At 64.2% G+C, this 22,998-nt stretch carries 20 protein-coding genes; 7 read left to right on the top strand and 13 right to left on the bottom strand.

Annotated features, from left to right (window positions below; translation table 11 throughout):
• Positions 1–3: 3 nt before the first annotated feature.
• Genes Amn_RS17625 through Amn_RS17605 form a run of 5 tightly spaced genes read right to left on the bottom strand, consistent with a single transcriptional unit; the run spans position 4 to position 7,331 of the window.
• Entirely contained in the window at positions 4–2,448 is a 2,445-nt protein-coding gene (locus Amn_RS17625; RefSeq protein ID WP_286290819.1) for a GcvT family protein, read from the bottom strand.
• A complete protein-coding gene (locus Amn_RS17620) occupies positions 2,445–3,626 on the bottom strand; it encodes a pyridoxal phosphate-dependent aminotransferase (RefSeq protein ID WP_286290818.1) in 1,182 nt (393 codons plus the stop codon). Before Amn_RS17620 ends, Amn_RS17625 begins: the two co-directional genes overlap by 4 nt.
• A gap of 1 nt (position 3,627) precedes the next feature.
• Positions 3,628–4,317 carry an HAD-IA family hydrolase gene (locus tag Amn_RS17615; RefSeq protein ID WP_371746563.1) on the bottom strand — a complete coding sequence of 230 codons (690 nt, stop codon included), beginning with the start codon at positions 4,315–4,317 and terminating at the stop codon, positions 3,628–3,630.
• Complete coding sequence (locus Amn_RS17610; protein WP_286290814.1) at positions 4,314–6,767, bottom strand: GcvT family protein; 2,454 nt, start codon at positions 6,765–6,767, stop codon at positions 4,314–4,316. Before Amn_RS17610 ends, Amn_RS17615 begins: the two co-directional genes overlap by 4 nt.
• Before the next feature lie 21 nt (positions 6,768–6,788).
• On the bottom strand, positions 6,789–7,331 hold the full coding sequence (locus tag Amn_RS17605; RefSeq protein WP_067966366.1) for a helix-turn-helix domain-containing protein: 543 nt from the start codon (positions 7,329–7,331) through the stop codon (positions 6,789–6,791).
• A 230-nt stretch (positions 7,332–7,561) separates the two neighbouring features.
• On the opposite strand from Amn_RS17605, the gene Amn_RS17600 reads away from it, so the two are divergent.
• The gene (locus Amn_RS17600; protein WP_067960837.1) at positions 7,562–8,272 is read left to right on the top strand and encodes a nitroreductase; all 711 of its coding nucleotides are present in this window, start codon (positions 7,562–7,564) and stop codon (positions 8,270–8,272) included.
• 40 nt (positions 8,273–8,312) lie between these two features.
• Here Amn_RS17600 and Amn_RS17595 read toward each other — a convergent pair whose 3' ends face one another.
• The 4 genes from Amn_RS17595 to Amn_RS17580 form a co-directional block, all read right to left on the bottom strand.
• Entirely contained in the window at positions 8,313–8,501 is a 189-nt protein-coding gene (locus Amn_RS17595; protein ID WP_286290810.1) for a hypothetical protein, read from the bottom strand.
• A gap of 10 nt (positions 8,502–8,511) precedes the next feature.
• A complete protein-coding gene (locus Amn_RS17590) occupies positions 8,512–9,033 on the bottom strand; it encodes a glyoxalase superfamily protein (protein WP_286290808.1) in 522 nt (173 codons plus the stop codon).
• Between the two features lie 194 nt (positions 9,034–9,227).
• A complete protein-coding gene (locus tag Amn_RS17585) occupies positions 9,228–9,713 on the bottom strand; it encodes an SRPBCC family protein (RefSeq protein WP_286290807.1) in 486 nt (161 codons plus the stop codon).
• 68 nt (positions 9,714–9,781) lie between these two features.
• Positions 9,782–10,699, bottom strand: a complete 918-nt coding sequence (locus Amn_RS17580) for a LysR family transcriptional regulator (protein ID WP_067960847.1) — start codon at positions 10,697–10,699, stop codon at positions 9,782–9,784.
• Positions 10,700–10,781: 82 nt separating this feature from the next.
• On the opposite strand from Amn_RS17580, the gene Amn_RS17575 reads away from it, so the two are divergent.
• Both Amn_RS17575 and Amn_RS17570 read left to right on the top strand, forming a co-directional pair.
• Positions 10,782–11,252 carry a DMT family transporter gene (locus Amn_RS17575; RefSeq protein ID WP_286290806.1) on the top strand — a complete coding sequence of 157 codons (471 nt, stop codon included), beginning with the start codon at positions 10,782–10,784 and terminating at the stop codon, positions 11,250–11,252.
• Between the two features lie 22 nt (positions 11,253–11,274).
• A complete protein-coding gene (locus tag Amn_RS17570; protein ID WP_286290805.1) occupies positions 11,275–11,670 on the top strand; it encodes a VOC family protein in 396 nt (131 codons plus the stop codon).
• Positions 11,671–11,682: 12 nt separating this feature from the next.
• Here the strand turns inward: Amn_RS17570 and soxG are convergent, their stop codons facing one another.
• From soxG to Amn_RS17550, 4 genes are read right to left on the bottom strand one after another with little or no spacing between them, the layout of a single operon-like run.
• The gene (soxG, locus tag Amn_RS17565; protein ID WP_067960856.1) at positions 11,683–12,270 is read right to left on the bottom strand and encodes a sarcosine oxidase subunit gamma family protein; all 588 of its coding nucleotides are present in this window, start codon (positions 12,268–12,270) and stop codon (positions 11,683–11,685) included.
• Positions 12,263–15,259, bottom strand: coding sequence for a sarcosine oxidase subunit alpha family protein (locus Amn_RS17560; RefSeq protein WP_286290804.1), 2,997 nt, complete (start codon positions 15,257–15,259; stop codon positions 12,263–12,265). The genes soxG and Amn_RS17560 overlap by 8 nt, the downstream gene beginning before the upstream one ends.
• On the bottom strand, positions 15,256–15,555 hold the full coding sequence (locus Amn_RS17555) for a sarcosine oxidase subunit delta (RefSeq protein ID WP_182573463.1): 300 nt from the start codon (positions 15,553–15,555) through the stop codon (positions 15,256–15,258). Before Amn_RS17555 ends, Amn_RS17560 begins: the two co-directional genes overlap by 4 nt.
• A gap of 10 nt (positions 15,556–15,565) precedes the next feature.
• On the bottom strand, positions 15,566–16,825 hold the full coding sequence (locus tag Amn_RS17550; protein WP_067960865.1) for a sarcosine oxidase subunit beta family protein: 1,260 nt from the start codon (positions 16,823–16,825) through the stop codon (positions 15,566–15,568).
• A 196-nt stretch (positions 16,826–17,021) separates the two neighbouring features.
• Here Amn_RS17550 and Amn_RS17545 point away from each other — a divergent pair, with 196 nt between their 5' ends.
• From Amn_RS17545 to Amn_RS17530, 4 genes are all read left to right on the top strand, one after another.
• The gene (locus Amn_RS17545) at positions 17,022–19,517 is read left to right on the top strand and encodes a mechanosensitive ion channel family protein (protein ID WP_286290803.1); all 2,496 of its coding nucleotides are present in this window, start codon (positions 17,022–17,024) and stop codon (positions 19,515–19,517) included.
• Positions 19,518–19,652: 135 nt separating this feature from the next.
• Entirely contained in the window at positions 19,653–19,919 is a 267-nt protein-coding gene (locus tag Amn_RS17540; RefSeq protein ID WP_067960870.1) for a hypothetical protein, read from the top strand.
• Between the two features lie 217 nt (positions 19,920–20,136).
• Entirely contained in the window at positions 20,137–21,573 is a 1,437-nt protein-coding gene (locus Amn_RS17535; RefSeq protein ID WP_286290801.1) for a UbiA family prenyltransferase, read from the top strand.
• Between the two features lie 2 nt (positions 21,574–21,575).
• Positions 21,576–22,928, top strand: coding sequence for an FAD-binding oxidoreductase (locus Amn_RS17530; RefSeq protein ID WP_286298092.1), 1,353 nt, complete (start codon positions 21,576–21,578; stop codon positions 22,926–22,928).
• Positions 22,929–22,998: the final 70 nt, after the last annotated feature.

Raw genomic sequence — 22,998 nt, 5'->3', positions numbered from 1 at the left:
CGGCTACATGCGCACGCGTTCGGCCTTGGGATCGTACATCGGCTTCAGCGAGGCTTCGGCAACAAAACGTTCGCCGGCGATCTCGATCTCGTAGCGCGAACCGAGCACGTCTGCCTCGGGCTCGTTAGCGCAGGGGACATAACCGAGCCCGATGGCGCCGCCGAGACAATGGCCGTAATTGCCCGAGGTGATCGTGCCGACAATCTTGCCGTTGCGGATGATGGCCTCGTTGTGGAACAGCAGCGGCTCGGGGTCGGTCAGCCGGAACTGGACCAACCGGCGGGCAAGACCCGCCTCGCGCTTGCGCAGCACCGCGTCGCGGCCGATGAAGTCGCCCTTGCCGGTCTTGACCGCAAAGCCGAGTCCGGCCTCCAGAACATGATCCTCGTCGGTGATGTCATGGCCGAAATGCCGAAAAGCCTTCTCGATGCGGCAGGAATCGAGCGCGTGGAGGCCGCACAGCTTCAGCCCAAGATCGGCACCGGCTTCCTCGATGACCTCGAATACATGCGCCGCCTGGTCGGTCGGAATATAGAGCTCCCAACCGAGTTCGCCGACATAGGTGACGCGATGGGCGCGGCCAAGGCCCATGCCGATCTCGATCTCCTGCCAGGTTCCGAACGGATTATTGTCGTTGGAGAAATCGTTGGGGCTGACTTTTTCGATCAGCTCCCGCGAATTCGGTCCCATCAGGCAGAGCACCGATCCTGCCGGAGTTACGTCGGTGATGACGACGAATTCGTCGCGAAGATGCCTCCGCAGCCAGGCAAGGTCGCGGCGAAGCGTGGCGCCGGGCACGACGGCCAGGAAGACCGTCGGTGAAAGCCGTGTGACCGTCAGGTCGCTTTCGATGCCGCCGCGCTGGTTGAGCATCTGGGTGTAGACGATCCGGCCGGGATCGACATCCATGTCGTTGGCGCAGAGGCGCTGCAGATAGGCCAGCGCATCACGGCCCTCGATCTTGATTTTGCCGAAGGAAGTCATGTCGAACAGGCCGACGCCGTTGCGGACTGCCAGGTGTTCGTCACGCTGGTTGTCGAACCAGTTCTGCCGCTTCCAGGAATATCTGTATTCGCGCACCTGGCCTTCGCGCGCAAACCAGTTGGCGCGCTCCCAGCCGGCGACTTCGCCGAACACCGCTCCGCGCGCCTTCAGGTGCTCATGCAGGGGCGAGCGCCTGATGTTCCGCGATGTCGCCATCTGGCGATAGGGGAAATGGTCGGCATAAAGCAGGCCCAGCGTCTCCGAGACGCGCTCCTTGAGATAACGCCGGTTCTTCTGGAATGGCTGGGCGCGGCGGATGTCGACCTCCCAGAGGTCGAACGGCGCTTCGCCGTCATGGATCCACTGCGCCAGCGCCATGCCGGCACCGCCAGATGAGACGATGCCGATGGAATTGTAGCCGGCGGCGACCCAGTAGCCGCCCAGCTCCGGCGCTTCGCCGAGATAATAGCGGTCGTCGGGGGTGAAGCTCTCGGGCCCATTGAAGAAGGTGTGGATGCCGGCGGTTTGCAGCATCGGCATGCGGTTGACGCCCATTTCGAGGATCGGGGCGAAATGATCCATGTCCTCGGGCAACTGGTCGAAGCAGAAATCCTCGCGGATGCCGTCCATGCCCCAGGGCTTGGCCACCGGCTCGAACGCGCCGAGCATCATCTTGCCGGCGTCTTCCTTGTAGTAGGCGCATTCGTCGGGCACGCGCAGCACCGGCAGGCGGCCGAGGCCGGGAATGGCTTCGGTGACGAGGTAGAAATGCTCGCAGGCATGCAGCGGGATGCTGACACCGTTCTTGGCGCCCAGCTCGCGCGCCCACATGCCGGCGCAGTTGACGACGATGTCGGTCTCGATGGTTCCCTGTTCGCCGCCTTGCGCCCATGACACGCCGGAAACACGGCCATTCTTCGTAAGGACCTTCGTGACCTTGACGTTCTCGATGATCCTTGCACCACGCTGCCGTGCGCCCTTGGCCAAGGCCATCGCGATGTTGGCCGGGTCGCACTGGCCGTCGAGCGGCAGATGCACGGCACCGACAACGTCGGCGACATTGAGATGCGGATACATCTCCTTGACTTCTCCAGGCGAAATCTCGCGCACGTCGACATTGAAGGCGCGGGCGAGCGAAGCCTGGCGGTAGATCTCGTGCTTGCGCTCCTCGGTCAGCGCGACGGTGATCGAGCCGACCTGGCGCATGCCGGTGGCGACGCCGGTCTCTTCCTCGAGCCTGACGTAGAGGTCGGCCGAATACTTCGCCAGCCGGGTCATGTTCTGCGACGCGCGCAACTGTCCGATCAACCCCGCCGCGTGCCATGTCGTCCCTGAGGTGAGCTGCTTGCGCTCCAGAAGCACGATATCGGTCCAGCCGAGCTTCGCCAGATGATAGGCGACGGAGCAGCCGGACACACCGCCGCCAATGATGACGGCGCGGGCACGGGTGGGGATTTCGGTCATGCGGCAGACCTCTCGTAGCTGTTGGCGAAGCGCCTCAGGCGGCCGGCGGCCTCCCTCAGCACGTCGTCGGGCTGGCACAGACTGATGCGGATGTGACCTGCGGCGGCGTCGCCGAAGCTCTTGCCAGGCATGACGGCGACCTTCTCGGCTTCGAGCAGATCCCAGGCGAATTTCTCGCAGTCGGGTTCGATGGCGCTGACATCGAGCATGACATACATGCCGCCTTCGGAGCCGCGCACGGTGACGTTGTTCAGTCCACGCATCTGGTCGACGAACAGGCTGCGGCGGCCGGCATAGGTGGCCGCGATCCATTCAACGCCGAAATCGTTTTCCAGCGCTTCGATCGCCGCGCGGCTGACGAAGTCGGTCAGGCCGTAGGTGGTGACGAGGTTGAGGTTGATGACCAGCGAGACGAGGTCGGCTGGGGCGGTGAGCCAGCCGATGCGCCAGCCGGTCATGCCGTGGCTTTTGGACATCGAGTTGATGATGAGCATGCGTTCGGCCATGCCGGGAAGGGCCCGGGGCGACACATGCTCGCCGCCGCCGAGCGTCCAATAGACCTCGTCGGAGAGCAGCCAGAGGTCGCGTCGGATGCAAAGCTCGGCGATGTCCTCCAGGCATTTCCTGCTATAGACGGCACCGGTCGGGTTGTTCGGCGTATTGATGAGGATCGAGCGCGTGTTGGGCTTCAGCGCCGTCTCGATCTCTTGGGCACGCGGCTGGAAGCCATCCGATGCGTGCGCCTCGACGACGGTGTAGCCGGCGCCGGCGGCGCGGAAGGTGCCGGGGTAGGTGGCGTAATAGGGCGCCACGACCACGGCGTGGTCGCCCGGATCATGCGTTGCCTGGACCGCGGCGTAGAGAGCGGCCTGGCCGCCCGGTGTGGCGATGATTTCGGAAAGTGCGGTGTCGACGCCGCTGCAGCGCGTGGAGATTCTGGCCATGGCAGCACGCAGGCGCGGCAGGCCGGGCAGTTGTGTGTAGTGGTGGTAGCCGGCGCGCACGGCGTCGACACAGGCCTCGACCGTCTCCGACGGCGTATCGAAATCGTGGTCGCCGACCGACAGCATGATGATGTCTTCGCCGGCCTGCTTGCGTGTCATGGCGGCGAAATGCACTTCCCAGCCGTCCTTGCCTGATGGGACGATGCCGGAGATGCGGGCGGATGGTTTCGGCATCTCAGGCTCCTGCATCCTGCAAGGCCGCCAGACGGGCGAGTGTCAGCCTGCTCGTGCCGTCGAGCCGGGGCGTCAGCGCGCCATAGCCGGTAACCGAAGGATGCGGGGTGCCGCCGGCATGGTTGTGGGTGGCGGTGATGACCAGCACCTGCGCGCCAGCGGCTTCCGCCGCGCGAATGCCTGCCGGCGCATCCTCGAACACCAGGCAATCTTCCGGCCTGTGGCCGAGCCGCTCAGCACCGAGCAGGAAGCAGTCGGGCGCAGGCTTGCCGTTGGCGACATCCTCGCCGGTGACCATGATCGGCGGGACAGGCAGGCCCGCGGCCTCCAGCCGGCGCAGTGCCAGCCGGCGCGGTGCCGACGTCACGATCGCCCAGCGCTCGACAGGCAGTGCATTGAGGAAGTTCGCTGCACCATGGATCGATGCGATGCCGTCGACGTCGTCGAACTCGGCCTGGGTCAGAGCCTCGACTTCTGCCATGACGTCGACGCCGGGCAGGTTCAGCCTGCGGATGGTCTCATAGGCCCGAACGCCATGGATGGTCGGCAGGAAGCTCTCGACGTCGAGGCCGTGCTTGATTGCCCATGCGCTCCAGACGCGTTCAGTCGAGGCGATCGAGCTCAGGATGGTGCCGTCCATGTCGAACATGAAGGCGCCGAAGGCGCGACCGGAATGGGGAAGGGACATTATGAGCGTAGCCTTTCGTTTTCGGGATCCCACAAGGGCTTGTCCTCTTGGACCGTGGCGCTGAAGCGCTCCCCGAAAATCTCGACTTCGATGGTAACGCCCGGCACGGCCAGATCGGTTCGCAGCATGCCCAGCGCGATCGATTTGTCTACCCTGTGGCCCCATCCTCCTGACGTGGTCTCACCGACAATTGTTCCATTGTGCCAGAGCGTCGACATGTAGGGCGCGTCGCATTCGCCCGGCGTGTCGATGACAAGCGTGACGAAACGTTTCTTTGTGCCCTGCTGCTTCTCGTTGAGCAGCGCCGTCTTGCCGCGAAAGTCGGCCTTGTCCCATTTGACGAAACGCCCGAGCCCGCCCTGCAGGATGGTGTAGTCGGTCGAAAGATCGCCTTTCCAGGCGCGGTAACCCTTTTCCAACCGCAGCGCGTCGAGCGCGAACATTCCGAAGGGTTTTAGCCCGTGCTTCTGGCCGGCGGCCCAGAGAGCGTCGAACACGGTCGCCGTGTCGGCGACCTTTGTGTGGATCTCCCAGCCGAGCTCACCGGCAAATGAAACGCGCACCAGCTTGGCCCAGCGCCCGGCGATGGTCGTCTCCTGATGCGTCAGCCAAGGGGCCGCGAGGTCCGCCTCGCAGACCTCGACCAGGATTTTCCTGGAGTTGGGGCCAGCGAGGATCTGGGTCGAATACTCCTCGGTGCGGTCTATCAGCTCGAAGGTGGCGCCGGCAGGCATGTGCGCTTTCAGCCACTCGAAATCGTGCCACTGGGCAACCGCTGCGGTTATCAGCGTCATCAGGTCGTCGGAATGGCGGACAACCGACATCTCGCTGACGATGCGGCCGTGATCGTCGGCGAAATAGCACAACCCGATGCGGCCGACCTTGGGCACGGTACCGGTGACCTGCGTCTCGAGCCACGCGGCGGCACCCGGCCCGTCGAGATTGAAGCGGCTGAATCCGGGCAGGTCGAGGATGCCGGCGGCATCGCGGACGGCGAGGCATTCCTCGCGGATGCGTTTCTCCCAGGGGCCGGAACGGGCGAAGGTCTGGGTCGATGCTTCCGAGGTGTCGTCGCCGGGCTGGGCATACCAGGTGGCGCGCTCCCAGCCATTATAGGCGTTGAACTGCGCGCCGAGGGCGGCGATCCGGTCGTGGATCGGCGAGAGCTTGCGGTTACGCGCCGCGGGCCAGGCGTGGCGGGGGAAATGGATGGCGTACTCGTGGCCGTAGACCTCCATCCCCTTGGCAACCGCATAGTCGGTCGCGGAGGCAAACGACGTGAAACGGCGTGGGTCGCAGGACCACATGTCCCATTCGGTCTCGCCCCTGGTAACCCACTCGGCCAACACCTTGCCGGCGCCACCGGCCTGGGCGATGCCGAAGGTGAAGACGCAGGCTTCGAAGGCATTTGGCACGCCGGGCATCGGGCCGATCAGCGGGTTGCCGTCGGGAGCGTAGGGGATCGGGCCGTTGATGATCTTGGACAGGCCGGCGGTGCCCAGGATCGGCACGCGGCGGACGGCGTCATCGAGATACCATTCCAGCCGCTCTAGATCGTCGGGGTAGAGCTGGAAGGAAAAATCCGCGGGCATCTGGTCGTCGGGCGTTGCCCAATGGGCGCGGCAGTTGCGCTCATAGGGGCCGAGATTCATGCCGTTCTTCTCCTGGCGGAGATAATAGGAGGTGTCGACGTCGCGCAGCAGCGGCAGCTTTTGGCCTGCTTCCCGCGACCATGCAGCCAGTTCGGGGATTTCGTCGAACAGGATGTACTGGTGGCTCATCACCATCATCGGCACGTCGCGGCCGAACATTTTTCCCACCTCGGCGGCGCGATAACCGGCCGCATTCACCACCTTTTCGCAGCGGATGTCGCCCTTTTCGGTCGAAACGACCCATTCGTCCTTGTCGCGGCGGACCGAAATGACAGGGCAGAAGCGGATGATCTTTGCGCCCATGTCGCGCCCCCCCTTGGCCAGCGCCTGGGTCAACTGTGCCGGGTCGATGTCGCCGTCACTGGGATCGTAGAGCGCGCCCTTGAGATCATGCGTCTCGATGAAAGGGTAGCGGCGCCTGATTTCGTCTGTGCCAATGACGTCGATATCCATGCCCTGATAGCGGCCCATGCCCTTGGCGCGCTGGAACTCCTGCATGCGCTCCTTGCTGTGGGCGAGGCGGAGCGAGCCGGTGACGTGGTAGTTCATCGGGTAGTCGACCTCGGTCGCCAGCCTGCGATAAAGCTCGGTCGAATAGCGCTGCATGTTCATCAGCGACCAGGACGACGAGAAGGTGGGCACGTTGCCGGCGGCATGCCAGGTCGAGCCGGAGGTCAGCTCGTTCTTTTCGAGCAAGACGCAGTCGGTCCAGCCTGATTTGGCGAGGTGATAGAGCGACGAGACTCCGACCGCGCCTCCGCCGATGATCACCACGCGGGCCGTGCTCGGCAACTCAGCCATCTTTTCCTCCCAAAAAAGCAATCAGTAAACCGGTGGCGATACGACCCATATGACCACTGCCGGAACCGAACCGGGGTTGCGCCACCGGAATGGCTTGTGGTCGAAGCGGAAGCTGTCGCCTTCGCCCAGGCTGTGCCAGGTGCCGTCGATCTCGATGTCGAAGCCGCCCGAGACGACATAGCCGGCCTCTTCGGTGGGGCGCGTCACAGGCTTTGCCATGCCGGCGCCGGGCGCGAAAATCGAGCGCAGCATTTCGAAGCTACCGCCGAGGTCGGGTGACAGGAGCTCCTCGACCAGCCCGGATTCGTTGCTGCCCAGCGAGCGCCGCCGTCCGGAGCGGACAACGACGCCGCGCTCGATGTCATTGGTGGCCTCATGGCCGAAGAACAGGCTGATCGGCACGCCGAACAGTTCGGCAAAGGCGCGAAGGTCGCCGATCGATGGCGTCGACAATCCTCGCTCGACCTGGCTCACCCAACCGACCGAGCGGCCCAGCTTGATCGCGATCTCGGCGAGCGTCAGCCCGCGCGACTTGCGCAGCGCGCGCAGGTCGTTGGCCAGCACATCGCCGGCGACGTTGCCTTCCTTGCGCAGCGACACGGTGGAACTCAAAATGCGGCCCTCGTGAAATTTCAAGGAAGAATTTCATGAAATGGCATTGCGGTGAAAAATTCAAGCCCATTTTCATAGTCCAGCAAGTTTCTCTTGCGAGACTCCGGGAGAGAGTGCAAAGGCTCGGTTTCGGACGGGCGGTGAGGGGCGATCCGACAATAGCCATGCCATAGGGACAGCTGATGCTGGCACCGGACCAAAAACCGCAGCACTACGACGAAACCGATATCGTTGATGAGGCCATCGTGTCGCGCCGGTCGGTGCGTGCATTCCTGCCGACGCCGGTCGACGACAGTGTCATCAGGGACATCCTGGACGTTGCCGCACGTGCGCCTTCCGGCACCAACATGCAGCCGTGGAAGGTCTATGTGACCTCGGGCGAGACGTTGCGCGGCATCAGCGAGGCCATCCTGAATTCCGGCGTGCGTGCCGAAAAGGCCGTCTGGGACGAATACAAATATTACCCGGACCAGTTCTTCGAGCCCTATCTCGGCCGCCGCCGCGCCAACGGCTTCGGGCTCTACAGCACGCTCGGCATCGGCCGCCGCGACGTCGACCGCATGCGCGCCCAGCACGACCGCAATTTCGTCTTCTTCGACGCGCCGGTCGGCATGATCTTCACCATCGACCGCAGGCTCAACCAGGGCTCGTGGATCGACTACGGCATGTTCCTGCAGAACATCATGATCGCGGCGCGGGCGCGGGGGCTGCACACCTGCCCGCAGGCAGCATTTGCGCCCTATCACCGCCAGATCCGGCCGGTGCTCAGCATTCCCGAGGAAGAGGTCGTGGTCTGCGGCATGGCGCTGGGCCACGAAGACACGTCGAAGCCGGAAAGCACCTTCCGCACCGACCGCGCGCCCCTCGACGAGTGGGTGCAGTTCCTGAAATAGCCGGGAAATGCCGGCGCCGCACAGCGCCGGCTAATACCCGTCACGCGGACAGTCCACTCGACCTCAGGTCGAGATTGGTCGGCCGTGGGAGATGTTTCGGGCTCCGTGGCGTCGGGCTCACCTTTGCGTCGACGGCCTCGACCTGGAACGACTGCGCCGAAATGCGACCATATCCCTGCAGCAGCAAGCCGTAGTGGATGTTCGAGGCTTCGGCCGGAACGTCGAGCACGACGTTGCGCTCAAGCCAGCCGGTGGAGCCCGCTCAGTGCGCCGTCGACTTCCCGCGTCATCATGTTGTCGAACTGGAGGACCTTGCCCTCCGATTTGTCGACGCGCATCCAGATGGATCCGGCGTCGGCGTCATCAGCCTTCAACGTTGCCGACAGCCTGATGCGACCACCGCGATAGTCGTCGGCCTGGATGCTCTGCATCAGCACGCCATAATGGTCCTCGCGCAGCACGATACCGCCCTGGCGGTGAAAGCGGCATTCGATGATGGCCGTTCCGGGCTGAGTTGGGTCGAGGCCGATGCGGTAGTTGATGCGCTCGGTGTTGCCGGTGATGAACCAGCCCTTGGGAAGCGGGAGCGCGTCGTCACCCGTGGCAGCGGCGATGCGGGCGGCAAGCGTGTTCCAGTCGGCAAGGCCGAACTGCCGGGATACGACTTCGAGACAATCGGTGTGGGACAATTCGACATGACGTTCGGCCATGGCCTTGCGCAGCGCCTTGGCCACCAGTTTGGCGTCGAGAAAGGAATGCATGGTTCGATCCTTGGCCCGGGCGAACTTTTGGAAAGTGCCAGTGCTCGCATTCTGGCGGATCGCCCGTGCAAAAGGTCAAACCGCGTCAATCGTCGTGCATTCACCTTCCCGGAAGGGGCGAGCGGCAGGCTGCACGGGCCACCGACAACATGACGCGATTCCGGTCCGAACTGTCAATCTTGCGGATAAGGCGATCAGGCCTGGGCGGCCTTTCGCTTGGCAAGATAGCGGCGCAGACCGGCTTCGCCGCGTGGCGTGGTCCAGCGATGGTTCCAGGCGAAGGCGGGGCGCAGCAGCGGCGACAACAGGCGCAGGATCGGGCGCTCGACGATGACCTGCCAGGTGAGCGTGACATGGGTGCCATGGCCGGAGGGCGCGAGCACTGCACGCCAGTGGCCATCGAAATCGCCTGATGTCTTCACCGCCACGACCTTGCCGGGCTCGAGTTCCACCGCTTCGAGAATGAAGTTGAGCTCATAGGGCAGAAATCCCCGGGCACGCGCGCGGACCCTGGCACCGACCGACGGCTTGTCATGGGAAGTCAGTTTTTCCACGTCCTTGTAGACGTCGCCCCACCACAGTGGCAGCAGCGTCGCGTCGGCGAGTACGTCCCACACCTGTCGCGGGGATGCCTCGGGGATTTCCCAGACCTCATCGAAGCGGAACGCGTTGCTGGCCATGAGTGCCGATACCAATGTGCAACTGCCATTCAAGCGGCGACGATCTTAAAGCATCGGCTCTTTTTCGGCTATGGCAGGCGTTGCAGGCTTTCGAACAGGCCCGCAATCGTCTCGCGCAGCCATTGATGCGCGGCGTCGCCGTCGCGGCGCCTGTGCCAGATCTGCTGGAAGGCGAAGGACGGTATCGCAAATGGCGGCTCGAAGGCGGCGAGGCCGCTTGCTGCCGGCACTGCCGGGTGCAGCCGGCGCGCGATGGTGAGCACCAGATCGGTTCCGGCGATCAGCCCGGGTGCGACGCCCCAATGCGGTAGCACCAATGCGATGCGCCGTTTGTGCCCGGCGGCGGCCAATGCCACGTCGATCTCGCTTTCGACGTCGGCGCGCAGCGCGACGAGCGCATGGGGCCGTTGGAGATAGGCGGCAATGTCCATTCCAGCCGCTTTGCCCAGCAACGCGGCGTCGGAAAGGCAGGCATAGTCCTCCTCGAACAGCCGCTGTCGCCGGACGGCTTTGTCGAGCGCATGGAAAACGCCGATCGCGATGTCGACCTCGCCGTCCATGACCTGTGCCGCCATGGCTTCGCGGCCGGCCTGGCTGACATGGAGATCGATGCCTGGCGCGCGCCGGCGCAAAAGCGGCAGCAGGCGCGGCAAAACGACGATAGCGCCATAGTCGGACATTGCGAGGCGGAAGCTGCGGCGTGCCGTGGCCGGATCGAAGCCGCTCGGGGCGAGCAGATCGTGCATACGTTCCAGCGCTTCAGTGAGCCGCGGCGCAATCTCCAGCGCGCGCATGGTCGGCTGAAGCGCACCGCCATGCCGGACCAGCAGCGGATCGTCGAGCAGATGGCGGAGACGGCCAAGCGCGTGGCTGACTGCCGGCTGGCTCTTGTTCAGGCGGATAGCGGCGCGCGAGACATGGCGCTCGGCCAGAAGCGCGTCGAGCACGACGAGGAGGTTGAGATCGATGCCGGCAAGATTATTCATCCCGTGCATATTGCGGCTACGAAATACGAATTTCCATCAGAATTTCGGATGCCCTAGGTCTTGGAAAACAAGGAGACATGTCATGCCGAACCTAGGTTCATCCCTGCTCGCCGCAGCGCTGGTCGCCGGCGCCGCCATCCCGTTTCAAGCCGGCGCCAACGCCATGCTCGGGCGGCTGCTCGGCCATCCGCTCTGGGCGACTATGGTCTCGCTGACCGTCAGCGTGGCCCTGGCCGTGCCTGTCATGCTGGCGTTCAGGGTCCCGGTGCCCAGCTTTGCAACCGCCGCAGCCACCGGGCCCTGGTGGATCTGGACCGGCGGCGTCGCGGGCGTGGTCTATGTCACGGCGGCGCTGCTGCTGGCGCCGAAGATGGGGGCGGCGAGCTTCGTCGTCGCCGTCATAGGCGGGCAGATGGTGGCGTCGCTCGTCATCGACCATTTCGGGCTGATGGGGTTCGTGCAGCGCCCTGCCAGTCTCGCCAGGGTTGCCGGCCTGGTGCTGATCGTCATTGGGCTCGTCGTCACCCAGTGGGCAAATGCGAAGGCAGGCTAGGCTCGACCCAGGGAGAGAGATCATGAAAAAGAACGTCGTCCTGCGCGTGGCGCGGCCCACGAACGATCTCGAGGCCACCGTCCGCTTTTATCGCGACGGGCTCGGGCTCGACGAACTCGCCCGCTTCGAGAACCATGACGGTTTCGATGGCGTGATGCTCGGCAAGGCTGACGAAGCGCATCATTTCGAGTTCACCCATGCCCATGGCCATGACGCCGGCAGGGCGCCGACGCAGGACAATCTCGTCGTGTTTTATTTGCCCGACAGCGACGACTGGCAGGCATCGATCGCGCGCATGAAGGCGCATGGCTATCAGCCGGTGCCGTCCTTCAATCCCTACTGGGACAGGCGAGGCGTGACCTTTGAGGATTGTGATGGTTACCGCGTCGTGTTGCAGAATGCGGGCTGGGCACCATGACCGCTGCCTGACTTACCTAACCTCGTAGCCGACTTCGTCCGATGCATGGCACAGCATTTTCCAGAACGAGCGGGCGAAAGAGCGGAAGACGTAGAGGTCGAAGCTGTCGGGGCCGCTGCGCTGGATCTGGGTGAACACGTCGTGGTGGGTGGTCGAGATGCCCGAACCGACTGGAAATGCAGTCAGGGAGAAGTCGACGGCAAAGAGCTTGGCCAGCACCCATTCCGATTTCGGGCCGCCAATTCTGATCGCCGTGCGTCCATGTGACAGGTCGGTGATGGTGCCGATCGCTGCGGTGACCTTGCCGGCAAAGGCTGTGGCGAGTCCTTCCGAAGCGTCTGATACCAGGAACTTTCCGGGAGCGAAGCCGAAGGCGGAACAGCGCTCGGACGAAGCGCCGGCGCCCGCGCCATCGGCCAGCTTGAGGCCGGTGACCGAACCGATCGTTGCCATCAGCTTCTTTTCCTCGCCCGGCCAGGCGGCAAGCTGGACAATCGATCCGGGTGCAATCTCGGACAAGGTTACGCCGACGCCATCGACGAAATTTCCGTACGAGCCGGGCCGGAATACCGGTTCGAGCGGTGAAAGCTGCTCAACCATGCATGCGCTTCCCTTCGGGATCGAAGAAGTGGTGGCTGACGATTTCCACCGGGCCGAAGCGGTTGCGCAACGGGTCGGAGATGTGAGCGCGCTTGCCATGGCGCGCCTTGCCGCCCGAGACCAGCGCAAGTGCTATGTACTTGCCGAGCGCGGGCGAGAAGCAGGCGGCGGTGATGTGGCCGAGCGATCCGTGCGGGTTGGCGGCGTCGACCTCCTCGACGATGTGCGCGCCACCGCTGAGCGGCCGGTTGTCGAGTGCGATCAGGCCGACCAGTTCGAGCCTGCCCGAGGCGGCAAGTCCTTCGCGGTCCATCATGGCCGAGCCGATGAAGGGTTTTTTCTTGGACAGCATCCAGCCGAGATGGAGGTCGCGTGCCGAGGTGCGGCCGTCGATCTCGGCACCGGTGACGTGGCCTTTTTCGATGCGCATCGTGCCGAGGGCCTCGAGCCCGTAGGGAACCATGCCGAAAGGCTTGCCCGCCTCGATCAGCGCTTCCCAGACATGGGTGCCGTGACCGGCACCGGAATAGACCTCGAAGGCCATCTCGCCGGAAAAGGAGAGCCGGCAGATCATCACCGGCGCGCCCGAAATCTCGCCATGGACGATGCCCATGAAGGGCAGGGCCTCGTTGTCGACCCTGGTGCCGGTGACGCAGGAAGCGAGGATGTCCCGCGCCTTCGGGCCGCCGATCGCCGCGCCGGCCCACTGGTCGGTGACGGAGGTCAGGTGAACCTTGAGATCCGGCCAGACGACATCGAGGAAATATTCGAGATGCTGCATGACCTTGCCGGCATTGGCCGTGGTCGTGGTCATCAGGAAGTCGTGTTCGCCAAGCCGCCAGGTGGTGCCGTCGTCGAAGACGAGGCCGTCCTCGCGCAGCATCAGGCCGTAACGCGCCTTGCCGACGGGCAAGGTCGAAAAGACGTTGGAATAGACGCGATCGAGGAACTCGGCGGCATCCGGTCCCTGGACGGCGATCTTGCCGAGCGTCGAGACGTCGACGATGCCCGCCGTTTCGCGGGTCGCTGCCGCTTCCCTGACATAGGCCTGCTCGATCGTCTCGCCGGGTCCGCCATAGATCATCGGGCGGAACCACAGGCCGGCCGAATACATCGTCGCGCTGTTTTCCAGATGCCAGTCATGCATCGGGGTCAGTCGGTCAGGCTTGAGGTCGCCGAAACGCTCGGCGGCAAGTGCGCCGACGGAGACAGGTGCGTATGGCGGGCGGAAGCGCGTCGTGCCGACCTCGGGGATCGGCTTGCCCAGGGCTTCGGCCATGATGGCGAGGCCGGGCACATTGGAGCCCTTGCCCTGGTCGGTGGCCATGCCGAGGGTGGTGTAGCGCTTGAGATGCTCGACCGAGACGAAACCTTCGAGGTGGGCGAGGCGGACATCGTCAGCCGTCACGTCGTGCTGGAGGTCGACGAAGGCCTTGCCCTTGGCCCTGATCTCGAAGACCGGTGCCGGGTTGGGGTCGAGCGGCGCGGGTTCGACGTCGGGCAGGGTGGCGGTTTCGAGCGCCGGCTGGCCTGCCGCCTTGCGGCCGGCGGAAAAGCCTTCGGAGATGACTTCGGCCGTCGAGAAGGTGCCGTTGAAGGCGCCGGCGCCGATCCAGCCCTTGCCGGTTTCCGGCGGCAGGAAGGCCTGCAGGTCGTCGCTCCAGACCGGCCGCGCCCCGGCCTGGCTGGCGAGGTGGATGGTTGGCGACCAGCCGCCCGAAACGATCAGGCAGTCGGCGCCGATGTCGCGTGCGTTGCCCTTGGAGACACCCGATGTGGCGGAGAATGGGGCCAGCTTGACCCCGGAGAGCTTCTTGCCGCCTTCGGTGCCGATCACCGCATGGCCGGTCAACAGTTCGGCGCCGGCCTCTGATGCAAGAGTGCGGCAGGCCGCGGAGACGTCCGAGCGCAGGTCGGCGATGGCGACGATCCTGGCTCCCGCCTTGGCGAGGGCCGCGGCTGCACGATAGGCGCTGTCGTTGTTGGCTAGAACGGCGATCTTCTCGCCCGCCAGCACGCCGTACTCATTGGCGTAGCGCATCGCGGCGCTGGCCATCATCACGCCCGGCCGGTCGTTGCCGGGGAACACCAGCGACCGTTCGAAGGCACCGGTGGCGAGCACGACGTTCTTTGCCCGGATGGTCCAGTGGCGATGGCGCGGCGCGCCCTTGGCGGGCGTGTCCTTGTGGTCGCTGACACGTTCGACGGCGGCCAGCGTGTTGCCGTCATAGTAGCCCCAGACGGTGGTGCGCTTGAGCAGGCGGACATTGTCATGGGTCTTGAGTTCGCCGACGACATCGGAGGCCCAGGTTGCGGCGGGCTCGCCGTCGATCGTCTCGCCCGACCAGTTGGCCGAGCCGCCGAAGCATGGATCGAGCTCAGTCAGGATGACCTGAGCGCCCGACTGGGCAGCCTCGTGCGCGGCGGCAAGGCCGGCGGGCCCGGAGCCGACGACAAGCACGTCGCAGAAGGCGTTCATGCGCTCATAACGTGACGGATCGGCCGCGTGGCCGGCGCGGCCGAGGCCGGCGGCGCGGCGGATGATCTTTTCGCAAAGCATCCAGAAGCGGGTGCCCTTGAGCGGGCCAATCACCGGACCCATGAAGGTCTTGTAGTAGAAGCCGGCGGAGATGAACTTGCCGCCGAGCTGGTTGATGGCACTGACGTCGTAGGCGAGCGAGGGAAAGCGGTTCTGGCTGACCGCGGTGAGGCCGTCATGGATCTCGACCATCGTGGCGGGAATGTTCGGTTCGCGGACCTCGCCGCGCAGCACCGTCACGAGAGCGTTTGGCTCATCGACGCCTGATGTCAGCACGCCGCGCGGACGGTGGTACTTGAACGAACGGCCGAACAGCGAAACCCCATTGGCAAGCAGCGCCGAGGCCAGCGTATCGCCCTGGTGGCCGGTATAGGCGGTGCCGTCGAAGGTGAAGCGGATGGTCCGCAACCGGTCGATGCGGCCACCCGACGGTGTGCGGCGCGGGCTCATGCCTTGGCTCCGGATGTGCGGCGGCCGTGGGGCGGCGCGCCATGTTCGCGGGCAAAACGCACGCTCTTGATTTCATGGGTGAGCGTGTCGCGGACGACGGCGAGATGGGCGCGGCAGCCGCCGGCGTGCTGCCAGATCTCGTTGTGGATGCCGGCCGGGTTCAGGCGGTCATAGACATAGGCGCTCCACGCCTCGGCATCGGTCGAAGCGGGATCGGGACGGGTGCGGTTGCCGTCGCCCTGATAGGCGAATTCGGAGACGTCGCGCGGGCCGCAATAGGGGCAGGTGATCAACATGTTCGAACCCCTAGTGCATTCGCGGCGTCGGACCCTGGCCCTTGTCGTCGATGACGGTGCCACGGCTGAAACGGTCGAGCGTGAAGGGCGCGTTGAACTCGTGCGGCGCGTCCTTGGCGATGGTGTGGGCAAAGCAGAAGCCGGAAGCCGGCGTTGCCTTGAAGCCGCCGTAACACCAGCCGCAATTGAGATACATGCCGGGCAACGGGCCGGTGGTGATGATCGGCGAGCCATCCATCGACATGTCGCAGACCCCACCCCATGAGCGCAGCACGCGCACGGGTGCCAGCGAAGGGAACAGCGCCAGCATCTCACTCATTACTTCCTCGACGATGGGCAGGCTGCCGCGCTGGGCATAGGAATTGTAGCCGTCGAGGTCACCGCCATAGACGAGGCCGCCCTTGTCGGACTGGCCGACATAGAAGTGGCCCATGCCGAAGGTCAGCACGGTGTCGAGGAACGGCTTGAGCGATTCCGAGACGAAGGCCTGGAGGACGTGGCTCTCGATCGGCATGCGGTCGATGCCGGCAAGCTGCATCACGCGCCCCGTGCTGCCGGCCACGGCAACGGCGACCTTTTTGGCGCGGATTTCGCCGCGGCTTGTCGAGACGCCGATGACCCGGTCGCCGTCGCGCAGGAAGCCTGTGACTTCGCAATTCTCGATGATCTCGACACCGCGGCGGTCGGCGCCCCGGGCATAACCCCAGGCCACGGCGTCGTGGCGGGCGGTGCCGGCGCGTTCCTGCATCAGGCCGCCATAGATCGGGAAACGTGCGGATTGCGACATGTCGAGCCCGGGAACACGCCGGCCGATCTCGGCCGGCGTCATCAGCTCGGCGTCGACGCCGAGATGGCGCATGGCGTTGCCCTTGCGGGCGAGGTCGTCGAGCTGGCCGGGCGTGTGCGCCAGGTTGAGCACGCCGCGCTGCGAGAACATCACGTTGTAATTGAGGTCGTGGGATAGATTCTCCCACATCTTCATCGAATGTTCGTAGAAGCGCGTGTTCTGCGGCAACAGATAGTTGGAACGGACGGCGGTGGTGTTGCGGCCGACATTGCCGGAGCCGAGATAGCCCTTTTCCAGCACGGCGACATTGGTGATGCCGAATTCCTTGGCGAGGTAATAGGCCGTCGACAATCCGTGGCCACCGCCGCCGATGACGATGACGTCATACGAGGCCTTGGGACTCGGCTTGCGCCACGCCGGTTTCCAGTCGCGGTTGCCGCTGAGCGCGTTCTTGAGAAGCGAAAAGGCCGAATATTCCGCCATACTTCATGTCATCCTTCAGGCTGCGCCGGGACACTACAGGCCGCACTGCGGCGATCAAGCCAATATTCCGCCATTGTTTTTCGTCAGGCCGACTTTCCCATGGGCCAGCGCGCATCGGCTTGCCCGCCGAGATGCGCGTCATTATCAATGGCCACGCCTTTTCCTTGGCAAACTGACCACGAGTCGCTGACAAATCATGTTGTTTTCCGCAGTCCGGCGCATAGCTGCCACCCTGTTCATCTTCACAGCCGTGCTTGTGGCAAACGCTGCAGCGCAGGATGCCGATCTCGGCAAGGCGCCGGCCGGCGTGGTGTCCGACCAGCAGGAGGTCATCGCCAGCATCACGGCCAGGACCGATGCGCTGCAGAAGAAGATGGAGCAGAGCGCCGAAGACGATGCCGGTCTCGTCGACATCCGCCTGCAGCTCGAACAGCTGTCGCGCGACCTGTTGCAAAGCGGCGTCGCGTTCCGTCCCCGCCTGGCCGAGATCAACGCCCGGCTGGAGCAGCTCGGCAAGCCGCCGGCAGAGGGCCAGCCGCCCGAACCTGCCGTGGTGACCAGTGAGCGCGAGAAACTGAACGCCGAGAAAACCGAAATCAATGCCGTGCTCGGCGTTGCCGAGAACCTGTCGATCCGCATCGACAGGCTGATCAGCCAGATCACCGAGATCCGTCGCAGCCTGTTCCAGAACCTTTTGACCAAACGCTACCAGATCAATTTCGCTCTGGGGTCGGAGGTGGCCGACGCCTTCAAGACGGAGATGAACGACCTCTACCGAACGGTATCGTCCTGGGTTCGTTTCGTTGTCAGCTTCAAGCTCAAGTCGATGCTGGCGGCAACGTTCTTCGCCCTGGGTGCGGCGGCGGTCATCATCATCGGTGGCCGGCGCATGTTCGGACGGATGTTCGAGCCCGACGGCCGGGTAGAAGAGCCGTCTTATCTCAGCAGGCTTTCGGTCGCCTTCTGGTCGACCTTCATGCAGTCGGCGGCGCTCGTCGTCTTTCTTGGCGTCACCTACTATTTGTTCGCCTATTTCGAGGTGCTGCGTGGCGACATCGGCGCCATGCTGTGGTCGCTGTTCTACGTCATCGCCATCGTGTTCTTCGTTTCGCGCCTCGGCATGGCCGTGCTGTCGCCCAAGCTGCCCAAGTGGCGGCTTATCCCGGTCGAAAGCGGTGCTGCGCGCTGGCTGATGCTCCTGATCACCGCGACCGCCCTGTTTACCGGCCTCGATTACTTCCTGAGCTCGGTCTACCAGGTGCTCGGCTCGCCGGTTGCGTTGACTGTCGGCGAGGCGCTGACCTCGACTGTGGTGATCGGCGTGCTGGTCATCCTGATCGGCCTGGTCAAGCCGTTCGTCGATGAGGAAGGACGGCCGAAGCCGTGGCCGCGTCTCTTCCGCTACATCGTGCTTACCCTTGGCGGCGTCACCATCGCCGCAGCGCTGCTGGGCTATATCGGGCTTGCGCGTTTCGTGTCGCAGCAGATCGTCATCACCGGCACGATCCTGGCGACCATGTATATCGGCTTTCTGTCGTCGCAGGCGATCAACGAGGAAGACGCCTTCATCAAGACGACGGTCGGCCGGCGCATCAAGCGAATGTTCACCCTCGACGATGCGACGCTCGACCAACTCGGCCTAGTCACCAGCATGGTCATCAATCTGCTCGTGCTGACCGTCGGCGTGCCGCTGATCCTGTTTACGTGGGGGTTCCAGCCCGGCGACATGATCACCTGGCTCTACCGCATCGGCTCGGGTTTCCAGATCGGCAGCTTCACCTTCTCGCCCGCCGGCCTTCTGTCGGGCATCATGGTGTTTGCCATCGGCTATTTCCTGACACGCTGGTTCCAGGGCTGGCTCGACGGCTCGGTCATGGCGCGCAGCAAGGTCGACGCCGGCGTGCGCAATTCGATCCGTCTCGCCGTCGGCTATGCCGGCGTGGCGATTGCCGGACTGATCGCCGTTTCGGCAGCAGGCATCGATCTTTCCAACCTCGCGCTCGTTGCCGGTGCGCTTTCCCTCGGTATCGGTTTCGGCTTGCAGAATGTGGTATCGAACTTCGTTTCGGGCCTGATCCTGCTCGCCGAGCGACCGTTCAAGGTCGGCGACTGGATCGTTGCCGGTGCGGTGTCGGGCACGGTCAAGAAGATCAGCGTGCGTGCCACCGAAATCGAAACCTTCCAGCGCCAGTCGGTGATCCTGCCCAATTCCGATCTGATCAACAGCGCAGTCGGCAACTGGACCCACCGCAACAAGCTTGGCCGCGTCGAAGTGCCGATCGGAGTTGCCTACGGTTCGGACGCCAAGCGAGTGCACCAGATTTTGTTGGATATTGCGCGTGGCCACCCGCTGGTGCTCAAGAATCCGGAGCCGTTCGTGCTGTTTTCGGCGTTCGCGGATTCGTCGATGAACTTCGAAATCAGGGTATTTCTCGCCGATATCGGCAATAGCGCATTCGTGCAAAACGACCTGCGCTTCGCCATCCTTGAGGCATTCGAGCGCGAGCACATCGACATTCCATTCCCACAGCGCAGCATCCGTGTGGTTGGCGACAAGCAGGCAACCCCGTGGCCTGCCGATGACGAGCAGGCGGAAGCGGAATATGCCGCCATGGAGCAGGAGCGGCTCAAGAAGAGCGGGGAGGAAACCGCCAAGCCAAAGTCCCGTCGCCGCAAGCCGGATCCGAGCTAATGGTGGGCCGATGCCAATTATGGCATGAACAAGGCATTCAGTTGCCGTTCAGCTTCGAACTCATATAAGCTCTCATGCAAACGGCGAAAATGCCTTGCTGAGATGAACAGGGGCGGTGGAAACACCGAGTGCTAAATGAAAAGGTTTCTTGTCGCTGCAGGCGCGCTGGTCCTGGCAATGTCGGGCGCTGCGCATGCTGCAAGCGCGGTAAACCTCGATGCCGAACCGCGGACCCTGATCGTCACGGAAGGTGGTTCCAAGACGGAACTTTCCCTTGCCGCCGGCGAAACGGTCGAGTTCTGCTCGAGCGGCTGCTTCGTGACCTTGCCGAATGGCGACCGCGAAGCGCTGACCGGTGATGAAACAGTAGAGATTTCGGGCGGCGCTGCCCGCATCAAGTAAAGCCTGTCAACACACAGGCTAATGATCGAAAAGGCCGGGCATCAGCCCGGCCTTTTCTGCATTCTGCTAACGTCTGCTTAAGCATGACTGGCGAAATGACTGGTGCTCGTTTAGCATTCGGCCTCGACCTTAACCATCCGGAACCTGGTCGCCCGCTATAGCGGCAAGGGGTCCGGAAGGTTCACGCCGTCCGGCAAGGGGCAGGGCAGGCAGTTTGATGGATGCGCGATCAGACAACAAGATAGTACCACTGGCGGTCGATCTCGACGGCACGCTGATCGCCAGCGATCTTTTGTGGGAAGGACTGTTTGCCCTTCTCAAGAAGAATCCGCTCGCCATCTTCATGGTGCCGTACTGGCTGCTCAAGGGCGGCCCGGCGCGTCTCAAGCAGGCGATTGCCGCGGTGGTCGACATCGACCCGGCGACCTTGCCTTATCGGCCCGAAGTGCTGAAACGCCTGCGCGAAGAGCAGGCCAACGGGCGCCAGATCGTTCTCGCCACCGGCACGCCACGCAAGTTCGCCGAAGCCATCGCACGCCATCTTGGCCTGTTCGACGCGGTGCTTGCCAGCGATGGCGGTGAAAACCTGACCGCTGAACGCAAGCGCAGGGCTCTGGTGGCAGCCTATGGCGATGGCGGCTTCGATTATGCCGGTAACAGCCGTCACGACATCAAAGTGTTCGATGCCGCGCGCGAGGCAATCGTGGTTGCACCCGACCGGGCCGCCGCACGTTGGCAGGCCAGCCATCAGTCCGAACTGATCGAGACGCCGAAGCCCGACCTGCGCACCATCCGCAAGATGCTGCGTGTCCATCAATGGCTCAAGAACGTGCTGATCGCCGTGCCGCTGGTGCTGGCGCACAAATATTTCAATCCCGAGATGCTGGTGCCGGCGATCCTGGCATTCATCTCGTTCAGCGCTGCCGCCTCGGCTATCTACATCGTCAACGACTTCTTCGACCTGGCGCTTGATCGGGCGCACCCGACCAAGCGTGAGCGGCCTTTCGCCAGCGGCAAGCTGTCGATCCCGTTCGGACTGGCGTCCGTGGGCGTCCTTCTGGTCATCAGCCTGGCGACGGCTACCTTCACGACAATCGAGTTTGCCGGCGTTCTGCTGGTCTATCTCGTGGCCACAACCGCCTATTCGCTGTCGGTCAAGCGGATGCTGCTGCTCGACGTGCTGACCCTTGCCGGGCTCTACACCTTGCGCATCCTGGCGGGTGCCGCCGCGACCGGGGTGGACGTGTCGTTCTGGCTGCTCGCCTTCTCGATCTTTTTCTTCCTCTCGCTGGCGCTGGTGAAGCGTTATGTCGAGCTGCGTTCGTCCAGCCTCAGCGTCGGCGAGCGTATCGCCGGGCGCGGCTACCGCATCGAGGACCAGGAGATCGTCGCCCAGGCCGGCATGGCGTCGGCGTTTTCCTCGGCGCTGGTTCTGGCGCTCTACATCGACAGCAGCGCGGTGCGTGAGCTCTACGAGCATCCCTGGCTGGTCTGGCCGCTGGCGCCAATCGTGCTCTATCTCACGATGCGCATCTGGATTCTGGCGCGGCGCGATGAACTGCATGACGATCCGGTCGTCTTCATCATCCGCGACTGGCGCAGCCAGATCGTCGTTTTCGCCGGCGCGGCGCTGCTTGTGGTGGCGGGCCTGTGAGCGTGGGACTGGCCCGCTACCAGAGCTTTGGCCGCGCCAATCCGGGCGCAAGCCAGGCGATCGACATCGCCGAGGCAACGCGGCTTCTGGCCGGCGGGACGGCACGCGCCGGATCGCTGCTCGCCTATGGCAATGGCCGCAGCTATGGCGACAGCTGCCAGAACAGCGCCGGCGCCGTCGTCGATATGCGGCCGCGCCAGCGCGTCGTTTCCTTCAACGCCGAGACCGGCCTGATCGAAGCCGAGGCCGGCGCGCTGCTGGCCGACATCATCGCCTATGCCGCCCCGCATGGGTTTTTCCCGGCGGTCGTGCCGGGGACGCAGTTCGTCACGCTCGGCGGCGCCATCGCCAACGACGTGCATGGCAAGAACCACCACCGTCGTGGCAGTTTTGGCTGCCATGTCGAACGCCTGACATTGCTGCGCTCGGACGGACGCAGCTATGCCTGCTCGGCCGGTGAGAACGCCCGGCTGTTCTGGGCGACGATCGGCGGCTTGGGGCTGACCGGCATCATCATGTCCGCCGCGATCCGCCTGATGCGGGTACCCTCGCTCGATATCGCCGAGACGGTGAAGCCGTTCGGCAGCCTGGGCGAATATTTTGATCTCGCCGAAGCCGCCGACCGCGACAACGAATATGCTGTTGCCTGGATTGACCAGCTGGCCGGCGGCAAGCATGCCGGCCGCGGATTGCTGCTTGCCGGCAACCACGCCGCCTATGGCGCGCGGACGGCCGAATGCGGCACGGCAAGACTGTCGGTGCCGTTCCAGCCGCCCTTGACCTTGCTCAACCGGCCCTTCCTGAAGCTGTTCAATGCCGCCTATGGCTGGCGGCGCGGCCGCCACAGGGAAAGCCAGGCGAGCTACCAGAAGTTCTTCTTTCCGCTCGACGGCGTTGCCGACTGGAACCGGCTCTACGGTCCGAGCGGGCTTTACCAGCACCAGAGCGTCGTGCCTGAAGCTATGGCGCGCGAAACAATTCCGGCATTGCTGGCGGCGGCGCGACGCGCCGGGCAGGGCTCGTTCCTGACCGTGCTCAAACGTTTTGGCAGCCAGCGTTCGCCGGCTTTGCTGTCCTTCGCGCGTCCGGGCTACACGCTGACGCTCGATTTTCCGAACCATGGCCGGCGCACGCTGGAGCTGCTCGCCGAACTCGACCGGATCACCGTCGGCGCGGGTGGCGCGGTCAATCCCTACAAGGACGCGCGCATGTCGGCTGAGACATTCGCGGCTTCGTTCCCGGACTGGCAGCGGCTCGAGGCAATGCGCGATCCGGCATTCATGTCCGACTTCTGGGCCCGGACCGCCGGCCGGCTGGGCGGGCGCAATGGCGAGACCGCGCAGGCGGCCGAGTAGGCGCTTGTTAGAGAAGTGCGGAAAAAGTTCAAATTGCCAGGAAAGCTTCACAGAATATCAGGGGCTTTCC

The sequence above is a fragment of the Aminobacter sp. Y103A genome, from assembly GCF_030294925.1.
GTDB classification, from domain to species: domain Bacteria; phylum Pseudomonadota; class Alphaproteobacteria; order Rhizobiales; family Rhizobiaceae; genus Aminobacter; species Aminobacter ciceronei.
The sequence above is the reverse complement of the archived record's forward strand: the minus strand, read 5'-3'. Positions and strand labels throughout refer to the sequence as shown.